The organism is Burkholderia aenigmatica (genome assembly GCF_048627025.1).
In the GTDB taxonomy this organism is placed as follows: domain Bacteria; phylum Pseudomonadota; class Gammaproteobacteria; order Burkholderiales; family Burkholderiaceae; genus Burkholderia; species Burkholderia aenigmatica.
In genome coordinates, this window is record NZ_CP184468.1 from 1,816,498 (window position 1) to 1,835,223 (window position 18,726).

Annotated in this window: 12 protein-coding genes; 10 read left to right on the forward strand and 2 right to left on the reverse strand. The window is 68.2% G+C overall.

Annotation, left to right across the window (positions count from 1 at the left end):
• The first annotated feature begins 29 nt into the window (after positions 1-29).
• From ACN8ZM_RS08555 to ACN8ZM_RS08585, 7 genes are all read left to right on the forward strand, one after another.
• The gene (locus ACN8ZM_RS08555) at positions 30-2,564 is read left to right on the forward strand and encodes a fimbria/pilus outer membrane usher protein (RefSeq protein WP_420210990.1); all 2,535 of its coding nucleotides are present in this window, start codon (positions 30-32) and stop codon (positions 2,562-2,564) included.
• A gap of 5 nt (positions 2,565-2,569) precedes the next feature.
• Positions 2,570-3,364, forward strand: a complete 795-nt coding sequence (locus ACN8ZM_RS08560; protein WP_420210958.1) for a molecular chaperone — start codon at positions 2,570-2,572, stop codon at positions 3,362-3,364.
• A gap of 111 nt (positions 3,365-3,475) precedes the next feature.
• Positions 3,476-6,475: a GLUG motif-containing protein gene (locus ACN8ZM_RS08565; RefSeq protein ID WP_420210959.1), complete on the forward strand. Its 3,000-nt coding sequence runs from the start codon at positions 3,476-3,478 to the stop codon at positions 6,473-6,475.
• 58 nt (positions 6,476-6,533) lie between these two features.
• A complete protein-coding gene (locus tag ACN8ZM_RS08570; RefSeq protein ID WP_420210960.1) occupies positions 6,534-7,709 on the forward strand; it encodes a fimbrial protein in 1,176 nt (391 codons plus the stop codon).
• Between the two features lie 186 nt (positions 7,710-7,895).
• Positions 7,896-8,711 carry an ABC transporter substrate-binding protein gene (locus ACN8ZM_RS08575; protein ID WP_420209777.1) on the forward strand — a complete coding sequence of 272 codons (816 nt, stop codon included), beginning with the start codon at positions 7,896-7,898 and terminating at the stop codon, positions 8,709-8,711.
• A 94-nt stretch (positions 8,712-8,805) separates the two neighbouring features.
• Complete coding sequence (locus ACN8ZM_RS08580; RefSeq protein WP_420209778.1) at positions 8,806-9,528, forward strand: amino acid ABC transporter permease; 723 nt, start codon at positions 8,806-8,808, stop codon at positions 9,526-9,528.
• Between the two features lie 2 nt (positions 9,529-9,530).
• Positions 9,531-10,256: an amino acid ABC transporter permease gene (locus tag ACN8ZM_RS08585; protein ID WP_420209779.1), complete on the forward strand. Its 726-nt coding sequence runs from the start codon at positions 9,531-9,533 to the stop codon at positions 10,254-10,256.
• Between the two features lie 147 nt (positions 10,257-10,403).
• On the opposite strand, the gene ACN8ZM_RS08590 is transcribed toward ACN8ZM_RS08585, so the two are convergent.
• Both ACN8ZM_RS08590 and ACN8ZM_RS08595 read right to left on the reverse strand, forming a co-directional pair.
• Entirely contained in the window at positions 10,404-11,666 is a 1,263-nt protein-coding gene (locus tag ACN8ZM_RS08590; protein WP_420209780.1) for a M23 family metallopeptidase, read from the reverse strand.
• Positions 11,667-12,004: 338 nt separating this feature from the next.
• Positions 12,005-12,652 carry a TetR family transcriptional regulator gene (locus ACN8ZM_RS08595; RefSeq protein WP_420209781.1) on the reverse strand — a complete coding sequence of 216 codons (648 nt, stop codon included), beginning with the start codon at positions 12,650-12,652 and terminating at the stop codon, positions 12,005-12,007.
• Between the two features lie 150 nt (positions 12,653-12,802).
• On the opposite strand from ACN8ZM_RS08595, the gene ACN8ZM_RS08600 reads away from it, so the two are divergent.
• From ACN8ZM_RS08600 to ACN8ZM_RS08610, 3 genes are read left to right on the forward strand one after another with little or no spacing between them, the layout of a single operon-like run.
• Entirely contained in the window at positions 12,803-14,002 is a 1,200-nt protein-coding gene (locus ACN8ZM_RS08600; protein ID WP_420209782.1) for a MexX/AxyX family multidrug efflux RND transporter periplasmic adaptor subunit, read from the forward strand.
• Between the two features lie 20 nt (positions 14,003-14,022).
• Positions 14,023-17,160, forward strand: a complete 3,138-nt coding sequence (locus ACN8ZM_RS08605) for a multidrug efflux RND transporter permease subunit (protein WP_089450436.1) — start codon at positions 14,023-14,025, stop codon at positions 17,158-17,160.
• A complete protein-coding gene (locus ACN8ZM_RS08610; RefSeq protein WP_043183163.1) occupies positions 17,160-18,620 on the forward strand; it encodes an efflux transporter outer membrane subunit in 1,461 nt (486 codons plus the stop codon). Before ACN8ZM_RS08605 ends, ACN8ZM_RS08610 begins: the two co-directional genes overlap by 1 nt.
• Positions 18,621-18,726 lie beyond the last annotated feature (106 nt).

The following is an 18,726-nucleotide window of genomic DNA, read 5'->3' on the forward strand; positions in this document are numbered from 1 at the left end:
GCCACGCGCCCTCAGACGCCTTGCCCGCTGTGCCGGCGGCCGGCGCGACGCATTTCGACGATTCGATGCTGATGGTTGGCTCGGGTAGCGAGCCGATCGATACGGCGCCATTCGAACGTCCGAACGCCGTCGTGCCGGGGCTGCATCGTGCGGATCTGATCGTCAACGGGCAGTGGCGCGGCGCGGAGGACATCACGTTCCGTCGCGATGAACGCGGCGACGTGCTGCCTTGCTACGACCGGCGGCTGTTGCAGCGGGCTGGCGTCGACCTCGACCGCAGTGCGCGGGGCCAGGACGGCAGCCAGCCGCCGAATCCGATTCCCGACGGGCTGATCTGCGATGCTGCGCTGTCGCAGTACGTACCCGGCGCGGGACTGTCGTTCGATGCGGCCGAACAGAAACTGTATCTCACGGTGCCGCAGTTTTACATGCGGCTTGCCAGCCAGAGCACCTACGTCGATCCGGCGAACTGGACGAACGGCGTGCCGGCCGCATTGCTGAACTACAACGCCAGCGCATTCACGACACGCTCCGGCGGCTACGAATTCTCGCAGCTGTACACGGGCCTCTCGATGGCGGCGAGCGCCGGGCGCTTCCGGATCCGCCACAACGGCAACCTCACGTGGTCGCAGCGCGGCGGCACCCGTTATCAGCGTGGCTATGTCTACGCGCAAACCGATCTGACCGACTGGCACGCGCAGTTGCTGGCCGGCGAAAGTTCGACCAGCGGTGAATTGTTCGACGCAGTGTCGTTCCGCGGCGTGCAACTCGCCAGCGACGACCGGATGCTGCCCGACGAGCAGCGCTACTACGCGCCGGTCGTACGAGGCGTTGCGCAGACGAACGCCAAGGTATCGATCTACCAGCGCGGCTATCTCGTTCATGAGACGACCGTCGCGCCAGGGCCGTTCGCGATCGACAACCTGCAGGCGATGAGCTACGGCGGCGACCTGAACGTGACGGTGACCGAGGCCAACGGCGAAACGCGCAGCTTCGTGGTGCCGTTCGCGACGACCGCCCGACTGCTTCGCCCGGGCAGCACGCGGTTCAGCGCGATGGCGGGCCGGGCGATCGAGCTCGGTGGCGATATCGGCACGCAGTACGTCGGCCAGTTCACGGTGCAGCGTGGCGTCAGCAACGTGGTGACAGCCTATGGCGGCGCCGCGTTTGCGAACCGCTACCAGTCGATGCTGATGGGCGTCGCGCTCAATACCTCGATCGGCGGCTTCGGCACGGACATCACGATCGCGCGGACCCAGCCGCCAGGCCGCGAGCGCCTGACCGGGTCGAGTGTCCGCGTGTCGTACAGCCGGAACCTGCCGAACAGCGGCACGAACTTTTCGCTGCTCGCGTATCGCTACTCGACGAAGGGCTATCTCGGCCTGCGCGACGCGTTGCTGCTGAACGGCCGCAGCGACGAGCGCGCCGGCGTCGCGTCGTTTTCGCGGCTGCGCAATCGGGTCGATCTCAACGTGAGCCAGCAGGTCGGACGGTCGGGCAACGTTTATGCGAACGGATCGGCGCTCAGCTATTGGGGGGGAAGCGGGCAGTCGCTCAGCTTCACGCTCGGCTACAGCACGCAATGGCGCGACGCCACGTTGACCGCATCGGTGCAGCGCGTGCGCAACCTGTCCACGCGGGAATCGTTCGGCGGCGGAACGGGCAGCACGCTCGTCAGCGTGAACGTGTCGATTCCGCTCGGACGCAATTCGCGGCGTGCACCGATCTTCAGTACGCTCATGACGCACGACAGCAGCACCGGCACGAGCGCGACGGCCAGTTTGGCGGGCCGTTTCGGCGAGCTGGGCGACGGCTCGTATTCGGTGTCGTCGAGCTACGACGGCAACAACCGGGCGTCGTCGGGCAGTTTCGGCCTCGGCTATCAGTTGCCGGCCGCGTCGCTGTCGGCGAATCTCGGCCTCGGGCGCGACTACCAGCAGGCGTCGGCGAACGCGACGGGCGGACTGGTGCTGCACCCGGGAGGCCTGACGGCGGCGCCTATCCTGGGCGAGACGATCGGCGTCGTGCACGCGCCGGACGCGCGCGGCGCGCTGGTGGCGAATACGAGCGCACGCGTCGACCGGTTCGGGTATGCGATCGTGCCGAGCCTCATCCCGTATCAGCTCAACAAGGTCGATATCGATCCGAAGGACGTCCCCGAGGATGTCGAGGTCAAGACGGTGTCGCGCAGCGTCGCGCCGCGCTCGGGCTCGGTCGTCATGCTGTCGTACGACACGCTGAAGGCGCGCGCGCTGCTGATCGACGCGCAGACCGACGACGGGCGCCCGCTGCCGTTCGCGGCGCGCGCGCTCGACGCACGCACGGGCGCCATGCTGGGTGGCGTCGGGCAAGGTAGCCGCCTGCTGGTGCGCAGCCCCGACGACGACGGGCAGATCCGTGTCGAATGGGGCACGCGCGCGGATCAGCAGTGCGTGATCGACTACGCGGTGCCCGCGCAGGAGCGTACGACCCGAGGCTACGTGACGCTGACGCGCGTTTGCCGCGCGACGCCGACGATTGCACCCGTCGCTGTTCCGGCGAACGGCCAGCGCAAGGAGCGATAGGCCTGATGCACCGTCTCGATTTCCGTTCTGCTCTCGCGGCGTTCCGGCCGTCGCGCCGCGCGCGCGAAAGGGCCGGCCTTGCCCGCATCGCGCGTGTGGCGGCGGTGGCGTGCGCGGCGAGCATCGTCGCAGTCACCGGCCACGCGGCGCTGTCCGTGGTCGGCACCCGCTTCGTCTATCCCGGCGATGTGCGTTCGCTGACGATCCTCGCGCGCAATGGCGGCAACGCGCCGATCCTGGTTCAGTCGTGGCTCGACGAGGGCGACGCGAATGCCGATCCCGCCCGCTTGCGGGTGCCGTTCATCGTCTCGCCGCCGCTGGCGCGACTCGATCCGGCACGGCCGCAGGCGTTCCGCGTGCAGTTCGTCGGCGGCGACTTGCCGGCGGACCGGGAGTCCTGCTTCTGGATCAACCTGCTCGAAGTGCCGCCGGCCGTGCCGATGCACGGCAACGCGCTGCACATCGCCTATCGGCTGCGCATGAAGCTCCTGTATCGGCCGCCCGGCCTGGCCGGCGATCCGGAGCAGGCGCCGAACGCGCTGGCCTGGGCACGTACGGGCCAGCCGGCCGCGCCATCGATCGTCGCCACCAATCCCACGCCGTACTACGTGACGCTGACACGTGTGCTGCTGCACGGCGTGCCGGTCGCACTGGCCGGCGGGGCCGTGGATGTCGTGCCGTTCGGCCAGGCCCGCATCCCGGTCGGTGCGCCGGCTGCCGAACAGCCGGGCGAGATCGTGTTCGATGCGGTCGACGACAGCGGCGCATCGCAGGCCTATCGGGCACGGCTCGAACCGTAGCGGACCGGTGGCGCGTGGCGTCATGCGCCGGGCCGCCGCGTCCCCGCCCTTGCAGTACCCGTCCTGTCGGGGGCATCGACAGGGTTTCAACCACAACACGGAAAAACAAACATGAACAAGACATACGCTTTGGTATGGAACGTCAGGCAGGGCGTCTGGCAGGCGGTCGGCGAACGGGTACGCCGCCACGGCAAGTCCGCGACGCGCGCGCGCGTCGTCGCGGTGCTGGTGCTGCTCGCGGGCGGCACGGCGGTGACGTCCGCGTATGCGCTGCCGGTCGGCGAGAACATCGTGTCCGGGAAAGCCGACATTCTTCGCTACGGCAACGGGCAGCAGATGTCGATCAACCAGCACAGCGACAAGCTGGTGACGGACTGGCACTCGTTCGACATCGACAAAGGGCAGCGCGTCACGTTCAACCAGCCGGGCGCGACGTCGATCGCGCTGAACCGGGTGGTCGGCCAGGACGGCAGCGCAATCTACGGCAATCTCGATGCGAACGGCCGCGTGTTCCTCGTCAATCCGAACGGCATCCTGTTCGGCAAGGGCGCGCAGATCAACGTCGGCGGCCTGGTGGCGACGACGCTGGACATCAAGAACGACGACTTCGATGCCGACCGCTTCCGGTTCTCCGGCCAGTCTCCGAGCGAAGTACAGAACTACGGCAATCTCGTGGCGAGCGAAGGCGGCGCGATCGCGCTGCTCGGCGCGACCGTCGTCAACCGGGGGATCGTTCAGGCGCAGATGGGTACCGTCGCGCTGGCCGCGGGCAGCGACGCCACGCTGAACTTCGACGGCGGCAAGCTGCTCAGCGTGCAGATCGGCCAGGCGGCCGTCAACGCGCTGGTCAGCAACGAGCAGTTGCTGAAAGCCGATGGCGGGCAGGTGCTGATGAGCGCGAAGACCGCCGATACGCTGCTGCGCACGGTGGTCAACAACCAGGGCACGATCGAGGCGCGCACGCTGAAGAATACTGCGGGCCGAATCTCGCTGGACGGCTACGACGCCGGTAGCGTCAACGTCGCGGGCGTGCTGAACGCGAGCGCGACGACGCCGGGCAATGGCGGCACGGTCGACACCCGCGGCGCCGACGTGAAGGTGGCGCTCGGCGCAATGGTCGACACGCGCGCAACCAACGGCCGCAGCGGCACCTGGCGCATCGCATCGTCCGATGTGTCGGTCAAGGCGGGCGCGAACCAGCCGGGTACGATCGCGGCCGACACGCTGTCGCGCAATCTTGCGACCACCGACGTCGAACTGGTCGCCGAGCGCGGCCCGACGTCGGTCGACGGGCCGGTGACCTGGGCCAGCGGCAACCGGCTGACGCTCGTCAGCCGGCAAGGCGACGTATCGGTCAACGGTGCGTTGCGTGCGACCGGGGCGAATGCGCGCGTGGCCATCGACGCGAAAGGCAGCGTGCGGATCGCGGCGCCGATGGCGCTGACCGGCGCGAACGCGCTGCTGACGCTCGACTACGGCGTCGCGTATTCGCTCGCGGGCGCCGCAGCCGTGACCCTGTCGGGCGCCGGGGCCGGGTTCGAGTCGAACGGCTATCGCTATACCGTGATCCAGAACCTGCAGCAGTTGCAGGCCATCAACGCGAATCTGGACGGGCTGTACGTCCTCGGCAACAACATCGCCGGCTCCTATTACGGCACCGCGTTCAAGACCATCGGCTCGGGCGCATCGTTCGCCGGCGTGTTCGACGGCCTCGGCAACACGATCAGTAACCTCAACATCGCGAGCAGCGACCCGTATGCGGGGCTGTTCGGCCGCAATACGGGAACCCTCGCGAACCTCAACCTGAAGTCGTTGCGCGTCAGCGCGTCGTCCGGTGTCGGCCCGGTGGCCATCGGCGGGTTGGTGGGCGAAAACGCCGGCAAGATCGCGAACGTGACCGCGACGGGCATGCAGGTGAGTGCAGGCGCCAGCCGCAGCAATGCGCTGGGCGGCCTGGTGGGCATCAATCGCGGCGAGATTTCCCAGGCGTCGTATGCCGGATCGGTGGCGGGCAACGGGATGTCGTATGCGGTCGGCGGTCTGGTCGGCGAGAACAGCGTGGATCAGTCCAGCGGCATCGTGCTCGACAGCGAGTCCAACGCGACCGTATCGGGCGGTGCTTCGAATCTCGCGTCGATCGGCGGCCTCGTCGGCGTGAACCGGGGCGGCGACATTCTGCGGTCGACCAGTCGCGGCACCACATCGGGCGCCAGTATCGCCGGCGTGAACGTCGGCGGGCTCGTGGGCGCGAACCTGCTCGGCAAGATCGCCGACGGCGCGGCGTTGGGGCGCGTGACGGGCGGCTCGGGCGGCACGGTGGGCGGGCTCGTCGGCGTCAATACCGGCAAGATCGTCCGGTCGAGCGCGAGCGGTCTCGTCGACGGCCGATACGCGCAAGCGATCGGCGGCTTCGTCGGCCTGAACCAGGGCATCGTGGCCGACAGCAACGCACTGGGCGCCGTCACGAGCGCATCGACGGGGTCGACCGGCGGTTTCGTCGGCATCAACCTGGGCGCCGACGCGAGCATCGACATGGCGGAAGCGCATGGCACGGTCACCGGCGGCCAGGGCGCCAACGGCGGCTTCGTCGGCAGTCACCTCGGGGGCCGGATTGCCCACTCGGTCGCGCGCGGCAAGACGGTCGGCGGCAACTACAGCAAGACGGGCGGCTTTGTCGGCAGCAACGCGGCGGCACTGACCAATGTCGATGCGAGCGGCGACGTGTCCGGCGGGAGCTATGCGTCGGTGGGCGGCTTCGCGGGCGCCAACACGGCGTCCGGCACGATCGAGATCGCGTCGGCCACCGGCAACGTGGCGGGCGGCTCGTCGAGCACCGTGGGCGGGTTTGCCGGCGAGAACCTCGGCACGGTGCGCGATGCGTCGGCGTCGGGAGCGGTTCGCGCCGGCTATTACGCGACGCTCGGCGGCCTGATCGGCCTGAACGCGGGGTTCGTCGAGCGCTCGGCCGCAAGCGGGCGGATCAACGTGTCGTCGTACCAGACCTTCGGCGGCCTCGTCGGCGTCAACCGGGGCACTTTCCGCAACAGCGTCACGTCCGGCGAGGCGGCGCTGCAGAAAGTTGCCGGTCTTAATCTCGGCGTGATCGAGTAATGCGACAGGCGGCGGGCGCGCATGACGGGTGCCCGCCGCCGATGCAACGGGAGACAGCATGAAGACGATTCAATGGCGCAGGCCCGGGCGAGTCGGCCGGGCGTTGCGTCGCCTGGCGATGGCGGGATACATGATGCTTGCATTCGGGACGCACGTCATGGCGCAAGGCAGTACCGGCGCGACGGCGCTGGAGTGCAGTTTCAGCAATATCGACGCGTCGCCCTGGAGCATGGTGACGCCGTTGACGAGTACGACCGCGGTAAACGCGACTCTGTATCAACGCACCGTGTCGCTCTTCGTCTCGTTCACGTACGGCTCGGCTCCGACGGCGCACGAACTCGTGGGTGCGGCGCATTGGACGTCGGGCAGTCTCGTCGAGAACGGCGTCGCGCAAACGAATGTCAATGGTATCGGCTTCAAATGGGCCGGCGTGTCCGGCGATAGCGTCGAGCGGATGCTGCAGCAAAGCGTGCTGCCGATGGCGACCGCGAAGCACGCGCTCATTCGCTCGGGCGAAGGCGGCAGCGACTCGCGAGTGATGCGCTTTCGGCAGTTTCTGGTGCTCGACAAGCCGGTTTCGCAGTTGCCGCAGGGCAAGCTGGTCGTCAAAAACCTGCCGGGCAATCCGACCGTCGCGATTTATGCGATCGACTTGCCGAAAGGTGTCGCGTCGGAGGGCGGCTCCGTGACGGTGCCGGAGCAGACGACGCCTCCGAACCTGTGCAAGCAGGTGAAGGCGTTTGTCGGCGTCGGCAACGTCTGCATTGGCAGCGAGTGCGAGATTCACGTGCCGAACCGCTGCGAGGTCGGGTCGAAGATGATCGTGCCGGTGACCCTCGGCAATTTCGCGATCAACAATTTTCCGACGTTGCACGCGATGTCGAAGCCGGTCAGTTTCGATATCACGCTCAGCCAGTGTGCGGCCGCGGCGAAGCCGTCGATCAGTTTCCGCGACAAGGCCGTGCAGCCGAATCCGGACAAGACGCTGCTGCAGCTGAACGCACCGGCCGGCCAGCCGGTCGCGCACGGATTCAACATCGTGATGACGAACGAGATGACCGGCGAGCGGATTGCCTATGGCGAACCGGGCACGGGCACCGCCTATCCGATGCGGCGCACGGGCGACCTGGCGACGATCCCGCTGAGCGCGCGGTACATCCGCACCGGCACGGATGGCGAGCTGCGGCCCGGAAACGCGAACGGGGCGGCGGAATTCACGTTTACGTTTCCGTGATGACGCGCATCGCAATGGGCGCGCTTCATCACGAAACCCGCTGAGCAAAGCACCATTTGTTGGTTCGGATTCGCCGCACGCGCTGATACGTTAGCGGCTTCGCGACGACACACTCCGTCGCGATGTTCTTCGAACCGGGCCGCCGCGCGATCCGCGGCGGCCTTCATAACAAATCAGGTCGTGCTCATGAAAATCCACACGCTCGCTACGTGGCTCGTCGGGGCTGCACTCATTACCGCAGGCACTGTCGCGCATGCGGACCGTCTCGACGATATCAAGAAGACTGGCGTGCTGCGCGTCGCGACGTTCGACAGCAACCCGCCGTTCGGTTATGTCGACGGCAAAAGCAATCACATCGTCGGCCTCGACGTCGACTATGCGAAGGCACTCGCCGACAAGCTCGGCGTGAAGCTGCAACTCCAGCCGACCAACCCCGCGAACCGCATCCCGTTCCTGACGTCCGGCAAGGTCGATCTGGTGCTCGCGAACTTCACGATCACCGACGAGCGCGCGAAGCAGGTCGACTTCAGCATTCCGTATTTCTCGTCGGGCCAGCAGTTTCTCGCGAAGAAGGGCGTGCTGAAATCGGCCGACCAGCTGAACGCGCTGCGCGTCGGTGCCGACAAGGGCACGACCAACGAAATCACGCTGCGCGAGAAATTCCCGAAGGCGACGATCGTCGCGTATGACGACACGCCGTTCGCGTTCGCCGCGCTGCGCGCCGGCAACGTGCAGGCGATCACGCAGGACGGCCCGAAGCTGATCGGCCTGCTCGCGAACGTGCCCGACAAGCAGAATTACGAGATCCCGGCGTTCACGATCTCGAACGACTACATGGGCGTCGGCGTGCCGAAGGGCGAGACGCGCCTGCTCGGCTTCGTCAACGACACGCTGAAGGGGCTCGAGGCGAACGGCCGCGCCGTGCAGATCTACGACGCATGGTTCGGGCCGACGACGAAGACGCCGCTCACGCGCATCTTCCGGATCGGCGACAAGACCTGATCCGCCTCGCACGTGCGCCGCGTTCGGCCGGACCATCGGCCTCGCGGCGTTTTCCGCTTTCTTCCGATCGCGCGCTTCGCGCCCGCAACACAGCATGCTCGGGTTGGCTCCCAAATATCTGTCCTGGCTCTGGCAGGGCTTTCTGCTGACACTCGGCCTCGCGGCTGCGTCGGCCGTCGCCGCGACCGCCGGTGGGCTGCTGCTCGCGGTGATGCGGCATGCACGCGGCACGGTGCCGCGCGCGGTGGCGGCTGCGTACGTCGTCACGTTCCGCAACACGCCGCTGCTCGTGCAGTTGCTGTTCTGGTATTTCGGTGTCGCGTCGCTGCTGCCCGACACGTGGATCGCGTGGCTGAACGCGCGCCATGCGTTGAGCATCGGCCCGTTCACGCTCGCATGGCCGTCGTTCGAATTCGTCGCGGGCTGGGTCGGGTTGAGCGCGTACACGGCCGCGTTCGTCGCCGAGGAATGCGAAGCGGGCCTGCGCGGCGTGCGGCGCGCGCAGCACGATGCGGCGGCTGCGCTCGGCCTCACGCCGATGCAGTCGCTGCGCTACGTGGTGCTGCCGCAGGCCGTGCGCATCGCGTTGCCGCCGCTGTTCGGCCAATACATGAATCTCGTGAAGAACTCGTCGCTCGCGATGGCGATCGGCGTGGCCGAGCTGTCGTATGCATCGAGGCAGGTCGAGACCGAGACGTTCAAGACGTTCGCCGCATTCGGCGTCGCGACCGTGCTGTACGTCGCGGCGGTGGCCGCGATCGAAGCAGGCGCGTATGCGGCGACGCAATGGCGCGACCGGCTGGGAGCGGGGCGCTGACGATGGATTTTTCGCTACTGTTCGCCAATCTGCCGTACCTGCTCGTCGGCGCATTTCCGGAAGGGCCGCTCGGCGGGGCCGCGCTGTCGCTGCTGCTCGCGATCGCGTCGGCCGTCGCATCGGCCGTGCTCGGCATCGCGCTCGGCGTTGCGATGGCGCTCGCGCGCGGCCCGGCGCGCGTGCTGTTGCTCGCGTTCATCGGCTTTTTCCGCGCGATTCCGGTGCTGATGCTGATTTTCTGGACCTACTTCCTGATGCCGATGCTGCTGCACATGGACGTGCCGGGGCTTGCGACGGTCGTGTGTGCGCTCGCGCTGATCGGCGGTGCGTATCTCGCGCACGCGGTGCATGCGGGCATCGTCGCGGCGGGCGACGGGCAATGGCAGGCCGGGCTGTCGCTCGGGCTCACGCGCTGGCAGACGGTGCGCTACGTGCTGCTGCCGCAGGCGATCCGGATCATGACGCCGTCGTTCGTCAACCAGTGGGTCGCGCTTGTGAAGGACACGTCGCTTGCGTATATCGTCGGCGTGCCGGAGCTGTCGTTCGTCGCGACGCAGGTGAACAACCGGCTGATGGTGTATCCGGCGCCGATCTTCCTGTTCGTCGCGCTGATTTATCTGGTGCTGTGCACGTCGCTCGACGGCGTGGCACGCTGGCTGCTGTCGCGTCGCCCGCGCGCGGAACGCGCTGCGCAGGTGGCGGGCGAGTGCACGGAACCCGCACGATAAAGGCATGTTGCGGCTGTCTCGCGATGCCGGTGAGGATGTGTCGGTGAATCTGCGCAGCCGACAGCCCACCAGGCAGTACGGACAAGGACGGTAGAGGGCCGGCCGCGCGCGCCGCTGTTCATCGAGCGACGGCGGGCGGCAGGTGCATCACGACGCGGCGTAGTGCGTATTGAAGACCGCGCGCAGCGTCGAGGTGTCGATCGCGAAATCGCCCCACAGCGGCCCGTCGTTCTGCGCGAACGCGAACGGCGCCGTATTGATCGACGCGAGGCGGAGGCGCCATTGCGCCGCTTCCTGGCGGAAGGCGGTGAGCTGCATGTCGGACAGCGCCGTCTGCGCGCTCGCGAGCGTGACGAGCGGATCGACCGGATTGTTCGCGACGCGCACTTCGAAGTGCAGGTGCGGGCCTGTTGCGGCGCCGGTCATCCCGACCGAGCCGATGCGCTGGCCCTGCTTCACGGTCTCGCCTGTCTTGAGGCCGTGCGCGAACGCGGACAGGTGCGCGTAGTAGGTCGAATAACCATCGGCGTGATCGACGATCACGTAGTGGCCGTAGCCGCCCGGATCGGTACCGACGAACGACACGACGCCGTCGGCCGCGGCGTCGACGGGCGTGCCGGTCGGCGCGGCGAGATCGACGCCCGTGTGGAACGCCATCGCTTGCGACAGCGGATGGATGCGCTCGCCGAAGAACGAGCTGATGCGCGTCCACTTGACCGGCATCGTGAAGGCGGCGGCTTCGAGCGGCGAGCCGTCGAGCGCGTAGTACGCGCCGTGCTCGGCGCCCGGCGCGCGGAACCAGATCGCGCCGAAGGTGCGGCCGGCGACGCGCAGTTCGAGCGCGGTGAGGCGCGGCGTGCCGTCGTTCGACTCGAACGCGACGCGGTAATAGTCGCCGCGCTGCGCGCTCGCACGCATCGCGACCTTGCCGCTGACGAGATCGCCGAGCTGGATGCGCACCTCGGGCGGCACGTCGAGACGGTTCAGCGTATCGGACAGCGTGAGCTCGATGTCGCCCGCGCGCATGCCGTGCTGGTTTTCAGGGGCCGCGAACTGGAACAGGCTCGCATAGCCGAGCATGTCGTTGCGGTGTGCGCTGAGCGGTGCGAACAGGCCCGGCTGCTGGCTGCGATCGTGGCGTTCGCCGGCATCGTTGCGCTCGCCGATCGTGCGGGCGAGCTCGCTCGTCACGAAATGCTGCGCGGTGGGAAACGGCGTGTCGGACAGCACGCGCTGCGGCAGCGCGGCCGTGCCCGAGTCGACGGCGCCCGGCAATTGCGACACGGCCGGCAGTGCGGCGAGGCCGAGGGCGGCGAGGGCGCCGAGCACGGCGGCCGGCACGAGCGCGCGCGCAATGCGCTGCGCGCGGCCGGGCGCGAAAGCATCAGGGGTAGCGGCAGACTTGACCAAGGTGTCCACATCCAGGAAAGCGGTTCAAAGGGGTGTGGGCAGGGTCCACCGGCGGCACAGCCGTCGGGCAGCGACGGGGCGGGCGGCGGGCGTGCAACAAAACAGGCCCCGCCAGGGGCCTGTGTCGTTTCCGTTCGACCCAACGCGCGGGGCGGGCCCGCTTCGAACGGCGGCGTGCATACCGGGTCGTACCCGGTTATCACGAAGACGCTAAAGAAAGATGACAGCGTCAGTCTACCGATGTTCCGCGAAACGTTAAAAATTTTAAAGGGGGTCAGCTCATTCGTTTCGCAGTGCGGTAAATCGGGTTAAATCAGCATTTATTACGACAATTTCAATCAGTCCGGCAATTTGTGCGCGCGGCTGCGCAACGCGGCGGACGTGCGCACGGTGTCGAAGCCGGCGTCGAGCATGGCCTCGGCGTCGTTCCACAGGTTGCCGCGCAGCCGGTTGGTCCAGATCATCGACGCGAACACGCCTTCGAGCAGCGACACGAGATAGACGGCGGCCAGATGCACGTCGAGATCGGCGGCGATTTCGCCGGCCGCGATCGCGCGGCGCAGCAGTGCCTTCGTGATCCGCAGCATCTGCAATTCGAGCAGCATGCGGCGCCGCTGCAGCGCGCCGTTCTCTTCGCTCTGCTCGCACTTCGTATAGAGGATCACGAGCACGCGCTGCATCGGCCCCGGCTCGCCGCATTCCTGCAGATAGTGCGATGCGGCGTGCCGCAGCGTGGCGAGCGGGGGCAGCCCCTCGCCCGCGTCGAAGCCTTCCGACGTGCGCGCGAACGCGCGGTCGCACATCGCGAGACACACTTCCATCTTGTTGCGGTAGTGGCCGTAGACGGCGCCGCGCGACATCCCGGCGGCCTCGGCGAGATCGGCCATCGCGGTTTGCGCCACGCCTTTCTCGAGCAGCACGAGCTCGGCGGCGTCGAGGATCCGGTGCTTGATGGCGAGCGATTCTTCGCGGGTCTTGCGGGCCATGTCCTGAGATTCCTTACAGTTCGCTGTCGTTTTATTGAGACAGTGTGACGGTCAGATTGAAGGGGCGTGTATTTAATCAGTCGTGACTGATTATAATCGGCCACCCTGAGCTGCCGCATTTTATCGGCGGCGATCGATCCGAGGTCACACATGAATAACAATCGCTCCCTGTTGCGCCACCGGCTGGCGCCGTTCGCGCTGGCGGCCGTGCTGGCCCTGGCCGGATGTGGAAAGGGCGACAAGGACACCGCGCCGGAGACCGCGAAACAGGCCACGGTCGTGACGGTGCATCCGACGGCCGTGCCGATGACCGTCGAACTGCCGGGCCGGCTCGACGCATACCGGCAGGCGGAAGTGCGCGCGCGGGTCGCGGGCATCGTGACCGCCCGCACCTATGAGGAAGGCCAGGAAGTGAAGCAGGGCGCGGTGCTGTTCCGCATCGATCCCGCGCCGCTGAAGGCTGCGCGCGACGCCGCGCAGGGTGCGTTCGCGAAGGCGCAGGCCGCCGCGCTCGCGGCGAGCGACAAGCGCCGCCGTTACGACGATCTCGTGCGCGACCGCGCAGTGAGCGAGCGCGACCACACCGAGGCCGTTGCCGGCGACACGCAGGCGAAGGCCGACGTCGCGTCCGCGAAGGCGGAGCTCGCACGGGCACAGTTGCAGCTCGACTATGCGACCGTCACCGCGCCGATCGCGGGCCGCGCACGGCGCGCGCTCGTGACCGAAGGCGCGCTCGTCGGCCAGGACCAGGCGACGCCGCTCACGACCGTCGAGCAGCTCGATCCGATCTACGTGAACTTTTCGCAGCCGGCCGCCGACGTCGACGCGCTGCGCCGCGCGGTGAAGAGCGGGCGGGCAACGGGCATCGCGCAACACGACATCGCGGTGACGCTGCTGCGCGCCGACGGCACCGCGTATCCGCTGAAGGGCAAGCTGCTGTTCAGCGATCTCGCGGTCGATCCGACCACCGACACCGTCGCGATGCGCGCGCTGTTCCCGAATCCGGAGCGCGAGTTGCTGCCGGGCGCGTATGTGCGGATCGCGCTCGACACGGCCGTCGACCAGCGGGCGATCCTCGTGCCGCGCGATGCGCTGCTGCGCACGACCGACCGTACGTCGGTGCGGGTCGTCGGTACGAACGGCAAGGTCAAGGACGTCGAGGTCGTGGCCGACCAGATGACCGGCCATGACTGGCGCATCACGCGCGGCCTCGCGGGCGGCGAGCGCGTGATCGTCGACAACGCCGCGCAGTTCGCGCCCGATACGGCCGTCAAGCCCGTCGAGCAGGCGCCGCCGTCGCAGGCGGTGCCGGCAGCAGCCGCTTCGCAGGCGGCCGCCCGTCAAACCTGACTGGTTAACACCACACCACCATGGCACGTTTCTTCATCGATCGCCCCGTCTTCGCGTGGGTGATCGCAATCTTCATCATGCTGGGCGGCGCATTCGCGATTCGCGCGCTGCCCGTGGCGCAGTACCCGGACATCGCACCGCCCGTCGTCAGCATCTATGCGACGTACCCGGGCGCGTCCGCGCAGGTCGTCGAGGAATCGGTGACCGCGCTGATCGAGCGCGAAATGAACGGCGCGCCGGGGCTGATGTATACGTCGGCCACCAGCAGCGCCGGGATGGCGTCGCTGTACCTGACGTTCAAGCAGGGCGTGAATGCCGATCTCGCGGCCGTCGAAGTGCAGAACCGGCTGAAGACGGTCGAGGCGCGGCTGCCCGAACCGGTACGGCGTGACGGTATCCAGGTCGAGAAGGCCGCCGACAACATCCAGTTCGTGGTGTCGCTGACGTCCGACGACGGGCGGATGACCGGCGTGCAGCTCGGCGAATATGCGTCGGCGAACGTCGTGCAGGCACTGCGTCGCGTCGAGGGCGTCGGCAAGGTGCAGTTCTGGGGCGCCGAGTACGCGATGCGGATCTGGCCCGACCCGGTGAAGATGGCCGGGCACGGCCTCACCGCGTCCGATATCGCGTCGGCGGTGCGCGCACACAACGCGCGCGTGACGATCGGCGACATCGGCCGCACCGCAGTGCCGGCCAGCGCGCCGATCGCGGCGACCGTGTTCGCCGATGCACCGCTCAAGACGCCCGCCGACTTCGGCGCGATCGCGCTGCGCACGCAGGCCGACGGCTCCGCGCTGTACCTGCGCGACGTCGCACGCATCGAGTTCGGCGGCAACGACTACAACTACCCGTCGTACGTGAACGGCAAGGTCGCGACCGGGATGGGCATCAAGCTCGCGCCGGGCTCGAACGCGGTCTCCACCGAGAAGCGCGTGCGCGCGACGATGGACGAGCTGTCCGCGTATTTCCCGCCGGGCGTGAAATACCAGATCCCGTACGAGACGTCGTCGTTCGTGCGCGTGTCGATGAACAAGGTCGTCACGACGCTGATCGAGGCCGGCGTGCTCGTGTTCCTCGTGATGTTCCTGTTCATGCAGAACCTGCGGGCGACGCTGATCCCGACGCTCGTCGTGCCGGTCGCGCTCGCGGGCACGTTCGGCGTGATGTATGCGGCGGGCTTCTCGATCAACGTGCTGACGATGTTCGGGATGGTGCTCGCGATCGGCATCCTCGTCGACGACGCGATCGTCGTGGTCGAGAACGTCGAGCGGCTGATGGTCGAGGAGGGGCTCGGGCCCTACGATGCGACCGTCAAGGCGATGAAGCAGATCAGCGGCGCGATCATCGGGATCACCGTGGTGCTGACGTCGGTGTTCTTGCCGATGGCGTTCTTCGGTGGCGCGGTGGGCAACATCTACCGGCAGTTCGCGCTGTCGCTCGCGGTGTCGATCGGCTTCTCGGCCTTCCTCGCACTGTCGCTGACGCCCGCGCTGTGTGCGACGCTGCTCAAGCCGGTGTCCGGCGACCATCACGAGAAGCGCGGCTTCTTCGGCTGGTTCAACCGCTTCGTCGCAAACTCGACGCAGCGCTATGCGACGCGCGTCGGCACGATGCTGAAGAAGCCGGTGCGCTGGCTCGTCGTGTACGGCGCGCTGACCGGGGCCGCGGCGCTGATGCTCACGCAGCTGCCGACCGCGTTCCTGCCGGACGAGGACCAGGGCAACTTCATGGTGATGGTGATCCGCCCGCAAGGCACGCCGCTCGCGGAAACGATGCAGAGCGTGCGGGAAGTCGAGTCGACCATCCGCCGCGACGAGCCGGCCGCCTACACGTATGCGCTCGGCGGTTTCAACCTGTACGGAGAAGGGCCGAACGGCGGGATGATCTTCGTTACGCTGAAGAACTGGAAGGAGCGCAAGTCCGAAGACGCGCACGTGCAGGCGATCGTCGCGCGCATCAACGAGCGCTTCGCGGGCACGCCGAACACGACGGTGTTTGCGATGAACTCGCCGGCGCTGCCCGATCTCGGCTCGACGAGCGGCTTCGACTTCCGGCTGCAGAACCGCGGCGGGCTCGACTACGCGACGTTCAGCGCCGCGCGCGAGCAGCTGCTCGCGACGGGCCGCAAGGATCCGGCGTTGACCGACCTGATGTTCGCCGGCACGCAGGACGCGCCGCAGTTGAAGCTCGACATCGATCGCGCGAAGGCGTCCGCACTCGGCGTGTCGATGGACGAGATCAACACGACGCTCGCGGTGATGTTCGGCTCCGACTATATCGGCGACTTCATGCACGGCACGCAGGTGCGGCGCGTGATCGTGCAGGCCGACGGGCTGCACCGGCTCGATCCGGACGACGTGAAGAAGCTGCGCGTGCGCAACTCGCATGGCGAGATGGTGCCGCTCGCGGCGTTCACGACGCTGCACTGGACGCTCGGGCCGCCGCAGCTCACGCGCTACAACGGCTTTCCGTCGTTCACGATCAACGGCTCGGCCGCGGAAGGCCACAGCAGCGGCGAGGCGATGGCCGCGATCGAGCGGCTCGCCGGTAAGCTGCCGGCCGGCACCGGCTACTCGTGGTCGGGGCAATCGTTCGAAGAGCGGCTGTCGGGCGCGCAGGCGCCGATGCTGTTCGCGCTGTCGGTGCTCGTCGTGTTCCTCGCGCTCGCGGCGCTTTACGAGAGCTGGTCGATTCCGTTCGCGGTGATGCTGGTCGTGCCGCTCGGCGTGATCGGCGCGGTGCTCGGCGTCACGCTGCGGATGATGCCGAACGACATCTACTTCAAGGTGGGGCTGATCGCGACGATCGGGCTGTCCGCGAAGAACGCGATCCTGATCGTCGAAGTCGCGAAGGACCTGGTCGCGCAGCGCATGTCGCTCGTCGACGCGGCGCTCGAGGCCGCGCGCCTGCGGCTGCGGCCGATCGTGATGACGTCGCTCGCGTTCGGCGTCGGCGTGCTGCCGCTGGCGTTCGCGTCGGGCGCCGCGTCCGGCGCGCAGATGGCGATCGGCACCGGCGTGCTGGGCGGCGTGATCACGGCGACCGTGCTCGCGGTGTTCCTCGTCCCGCTGTTTTTCGTGATCGTCGGCCGCCTGTTCGACGTCGGCCCGCGCCGGCGCGGCGGGGCGCAGCCGGCGACGATGGAGGGTTCCCAATGATGTTTGCGCTCAATGCACGCGCCGCGCTGCGGGTTCAGGTAGCGCTGGCCGCCGCGCTCGCGCTGGCCGGCTGCACGCTCGCGCCGCGTTACGAGCGGCCGGCGGCGCCGGTGCCGGCTACCTATGCGCCGGTCGACGGCGGTGCCGCACCCGCGGCGGCCGCAACGTCGCCCGCCGACGCCGCGCTGCTCGACGACTGGCGCACGTACTTTACCGATGCCGCGCTGCAGGCATGGATCGATGCGGCGCTCGCGAACAACCGCGACCTGCGGGTCGCGGCCGGCCGGCTCGAGGAAGCGCGTGCGCTGTACGGCGTGCAGCGCGCGGACCTGATGCCGTCGGTCGATGCGAATCTGGGCTATGACCGTGCGCGTCAGTACGATCCGGTCGTGCGCGAAAGCGCGATCAGCGGGCTGTATCGCGCGGGCGTCGGCATCAGCGCGTACGAGCTCGACCTGTTCGGCCGCGTGCGCAGTCTGTCCGACGCGGCGCTCGCCGAGTATTTCGCGACGGCCAACGCACAGCGCACGGTGCGTATCGGCGTGATTGCCGATGTGGCGGGCGCGTACGTCTCGGAGCGCTCGCTGCACGAACAGCTCGCGTTGGCGCAGCGTACGCTGGATGCACGCGAACGCATGGCCGCGCTCACGCAGCGCCGCTATGCAGCCGGCACGAGCGACGCGATCGAGCTGCGCTCGGCCGAGATGCTGGTGGCCTCCGCGCGCGCGTCGCAGGCCGCACTGGAGCGCGAGCATGCGCAGTCCGTGCGGGCGCTGCAGTTGCTCGCGGGCGATTTCGCGCGCAACGCGCCCGGCGACACGACCGCGCTCGACACGCTGTCGATCGCGCCCGTGGCGCCCGGCGCGCCGAGTGCGCTCCTCGAGCGGCGGCCGGACATCCGGCAGGCGGAGGCACGGCTCAAGGCCGCCAACGCGCAGATCGGCGCCGCGCGTGCGGCGTTCTTCCCGCGCATCACGCTGACGACCGATTACGGCTCGGTCAGCGACGCATTCTCGAGCCTGTTTACCGGCGGCACGGGCGTGTGGACGTTCGCGCCGCGCATCACGCTGCCGATCTTCGCGGGCGGACGCAATCGCGCGAACCTCGACGTCGCGAACGCGCGCAAGCACATCGCGGTGGCCGAATACGAGAAGACGGTGCAGACCGCGTTCCGCGAAGTGGCCGACGCATTCGCCGCGCGCGACTGGATCGATCGCCAGCTCGTCGCGCAGCAGGACGTGTATGCGGCCGACGGCGCGCGGCTGAAGCTCGCGGAGCGCCGCTACGCGGGTGGTGTGGCGACGTATCTCGAACTGCTCGACGCGCAGCGCAGTACCTACGAGTCGGGGCAGGAGCTGATCCGGCTCAAGCAGCTCAGGCTCGCGAATGCGATCACGCTGTACCGCGCGCTCGGCGGCGGCTGGTCGCCGGTGTCGGCGGAGGCCGAGGCGTCCGCGTAATACCCGTCGCCTGACGCGGCAGCGCGTCAGGCGGCACAACGGCGGCGGTACGATGCGACGTGCCGCCGCCGTTTTCTTCAACCGATATCGCTGTTCTCGCGCTATC

Bases quoted from the DNA above. Each gene is read 5' to 3' on its own strand.
- ACN8ZM_RS08565 (WP_420210959.1), top strand. From the start codon at position 3,476: ATGAACAAGACATACGCTTTGGTATGGAACGTCAGGCAGGGCGTCTGG.
- ACN8ZM_RS08585 (WP_420209779.1), top strand. From the start codon at position 9,531: ATGGATTTTTCGCTACTGTTCGCCAATCTGCCGTACCTGCTCGTCGGC.
- ACN8ZM_RS08560 (WP_420210958.1), top strand. From the start codon at position 2,570: ATGCACCGTCTCGATTTCCGTTCTGCTCTCGCGGCGTTCCGGCCGTCG.
- ACN8ZM_RS08580 (WP_420209778.1), top strand. From the start codon at position 8,806: ATGCTCGGGTTGGCTCCCAAATATCTGTCCTGGCTCTGGCAGGGCTTT.
- ACN8ZM_RS08575 (WP_420209777.1), top strand. From the start codon at position 7,896: ATGAAAATCCACACGCTCGCTACGTGGCTCGTCGGGGCTGCACTCATT.
- ACN8ZM_RS08595 (WP_420209781.1), bottom strand. From the start codon at position 12,652: ATGGCCCGCAAGACCCGCGAAGAATCGCTCGCCATCAAGCACCGGATC.
- ACN8ZM_RS08610 (WP_043183163.1), top strand. From the start codon at position 17,160: ATGTTTGCGCTCAATGCACGCGCCGCGCTGCGGGTTCAGGTAGCGCTG.
- ACN8ZM_RS08600 (WP_420209782.1), top strand. From the start codon at position 12,803: ATGAATAACAATCGCTCCCTGTTGCGCCACCGGCTGGCGCCGTTCGCG.
- ACN8ZM_RS08570 (WP_420210960.1), top strand. From the start codon at position 6,534: ATGAAGACGATTCAATGGCGCAGGCCCGGGCGAGTCGGCCGGGCGTTG.
- ACN8ZM_RS08605 (WP_089450436.1), top strand. From the start codon at position 14,023: ATGGCACGTTTCTTCATCGATCGCCCCGTCTTCGCGTGGGTGATCGCA.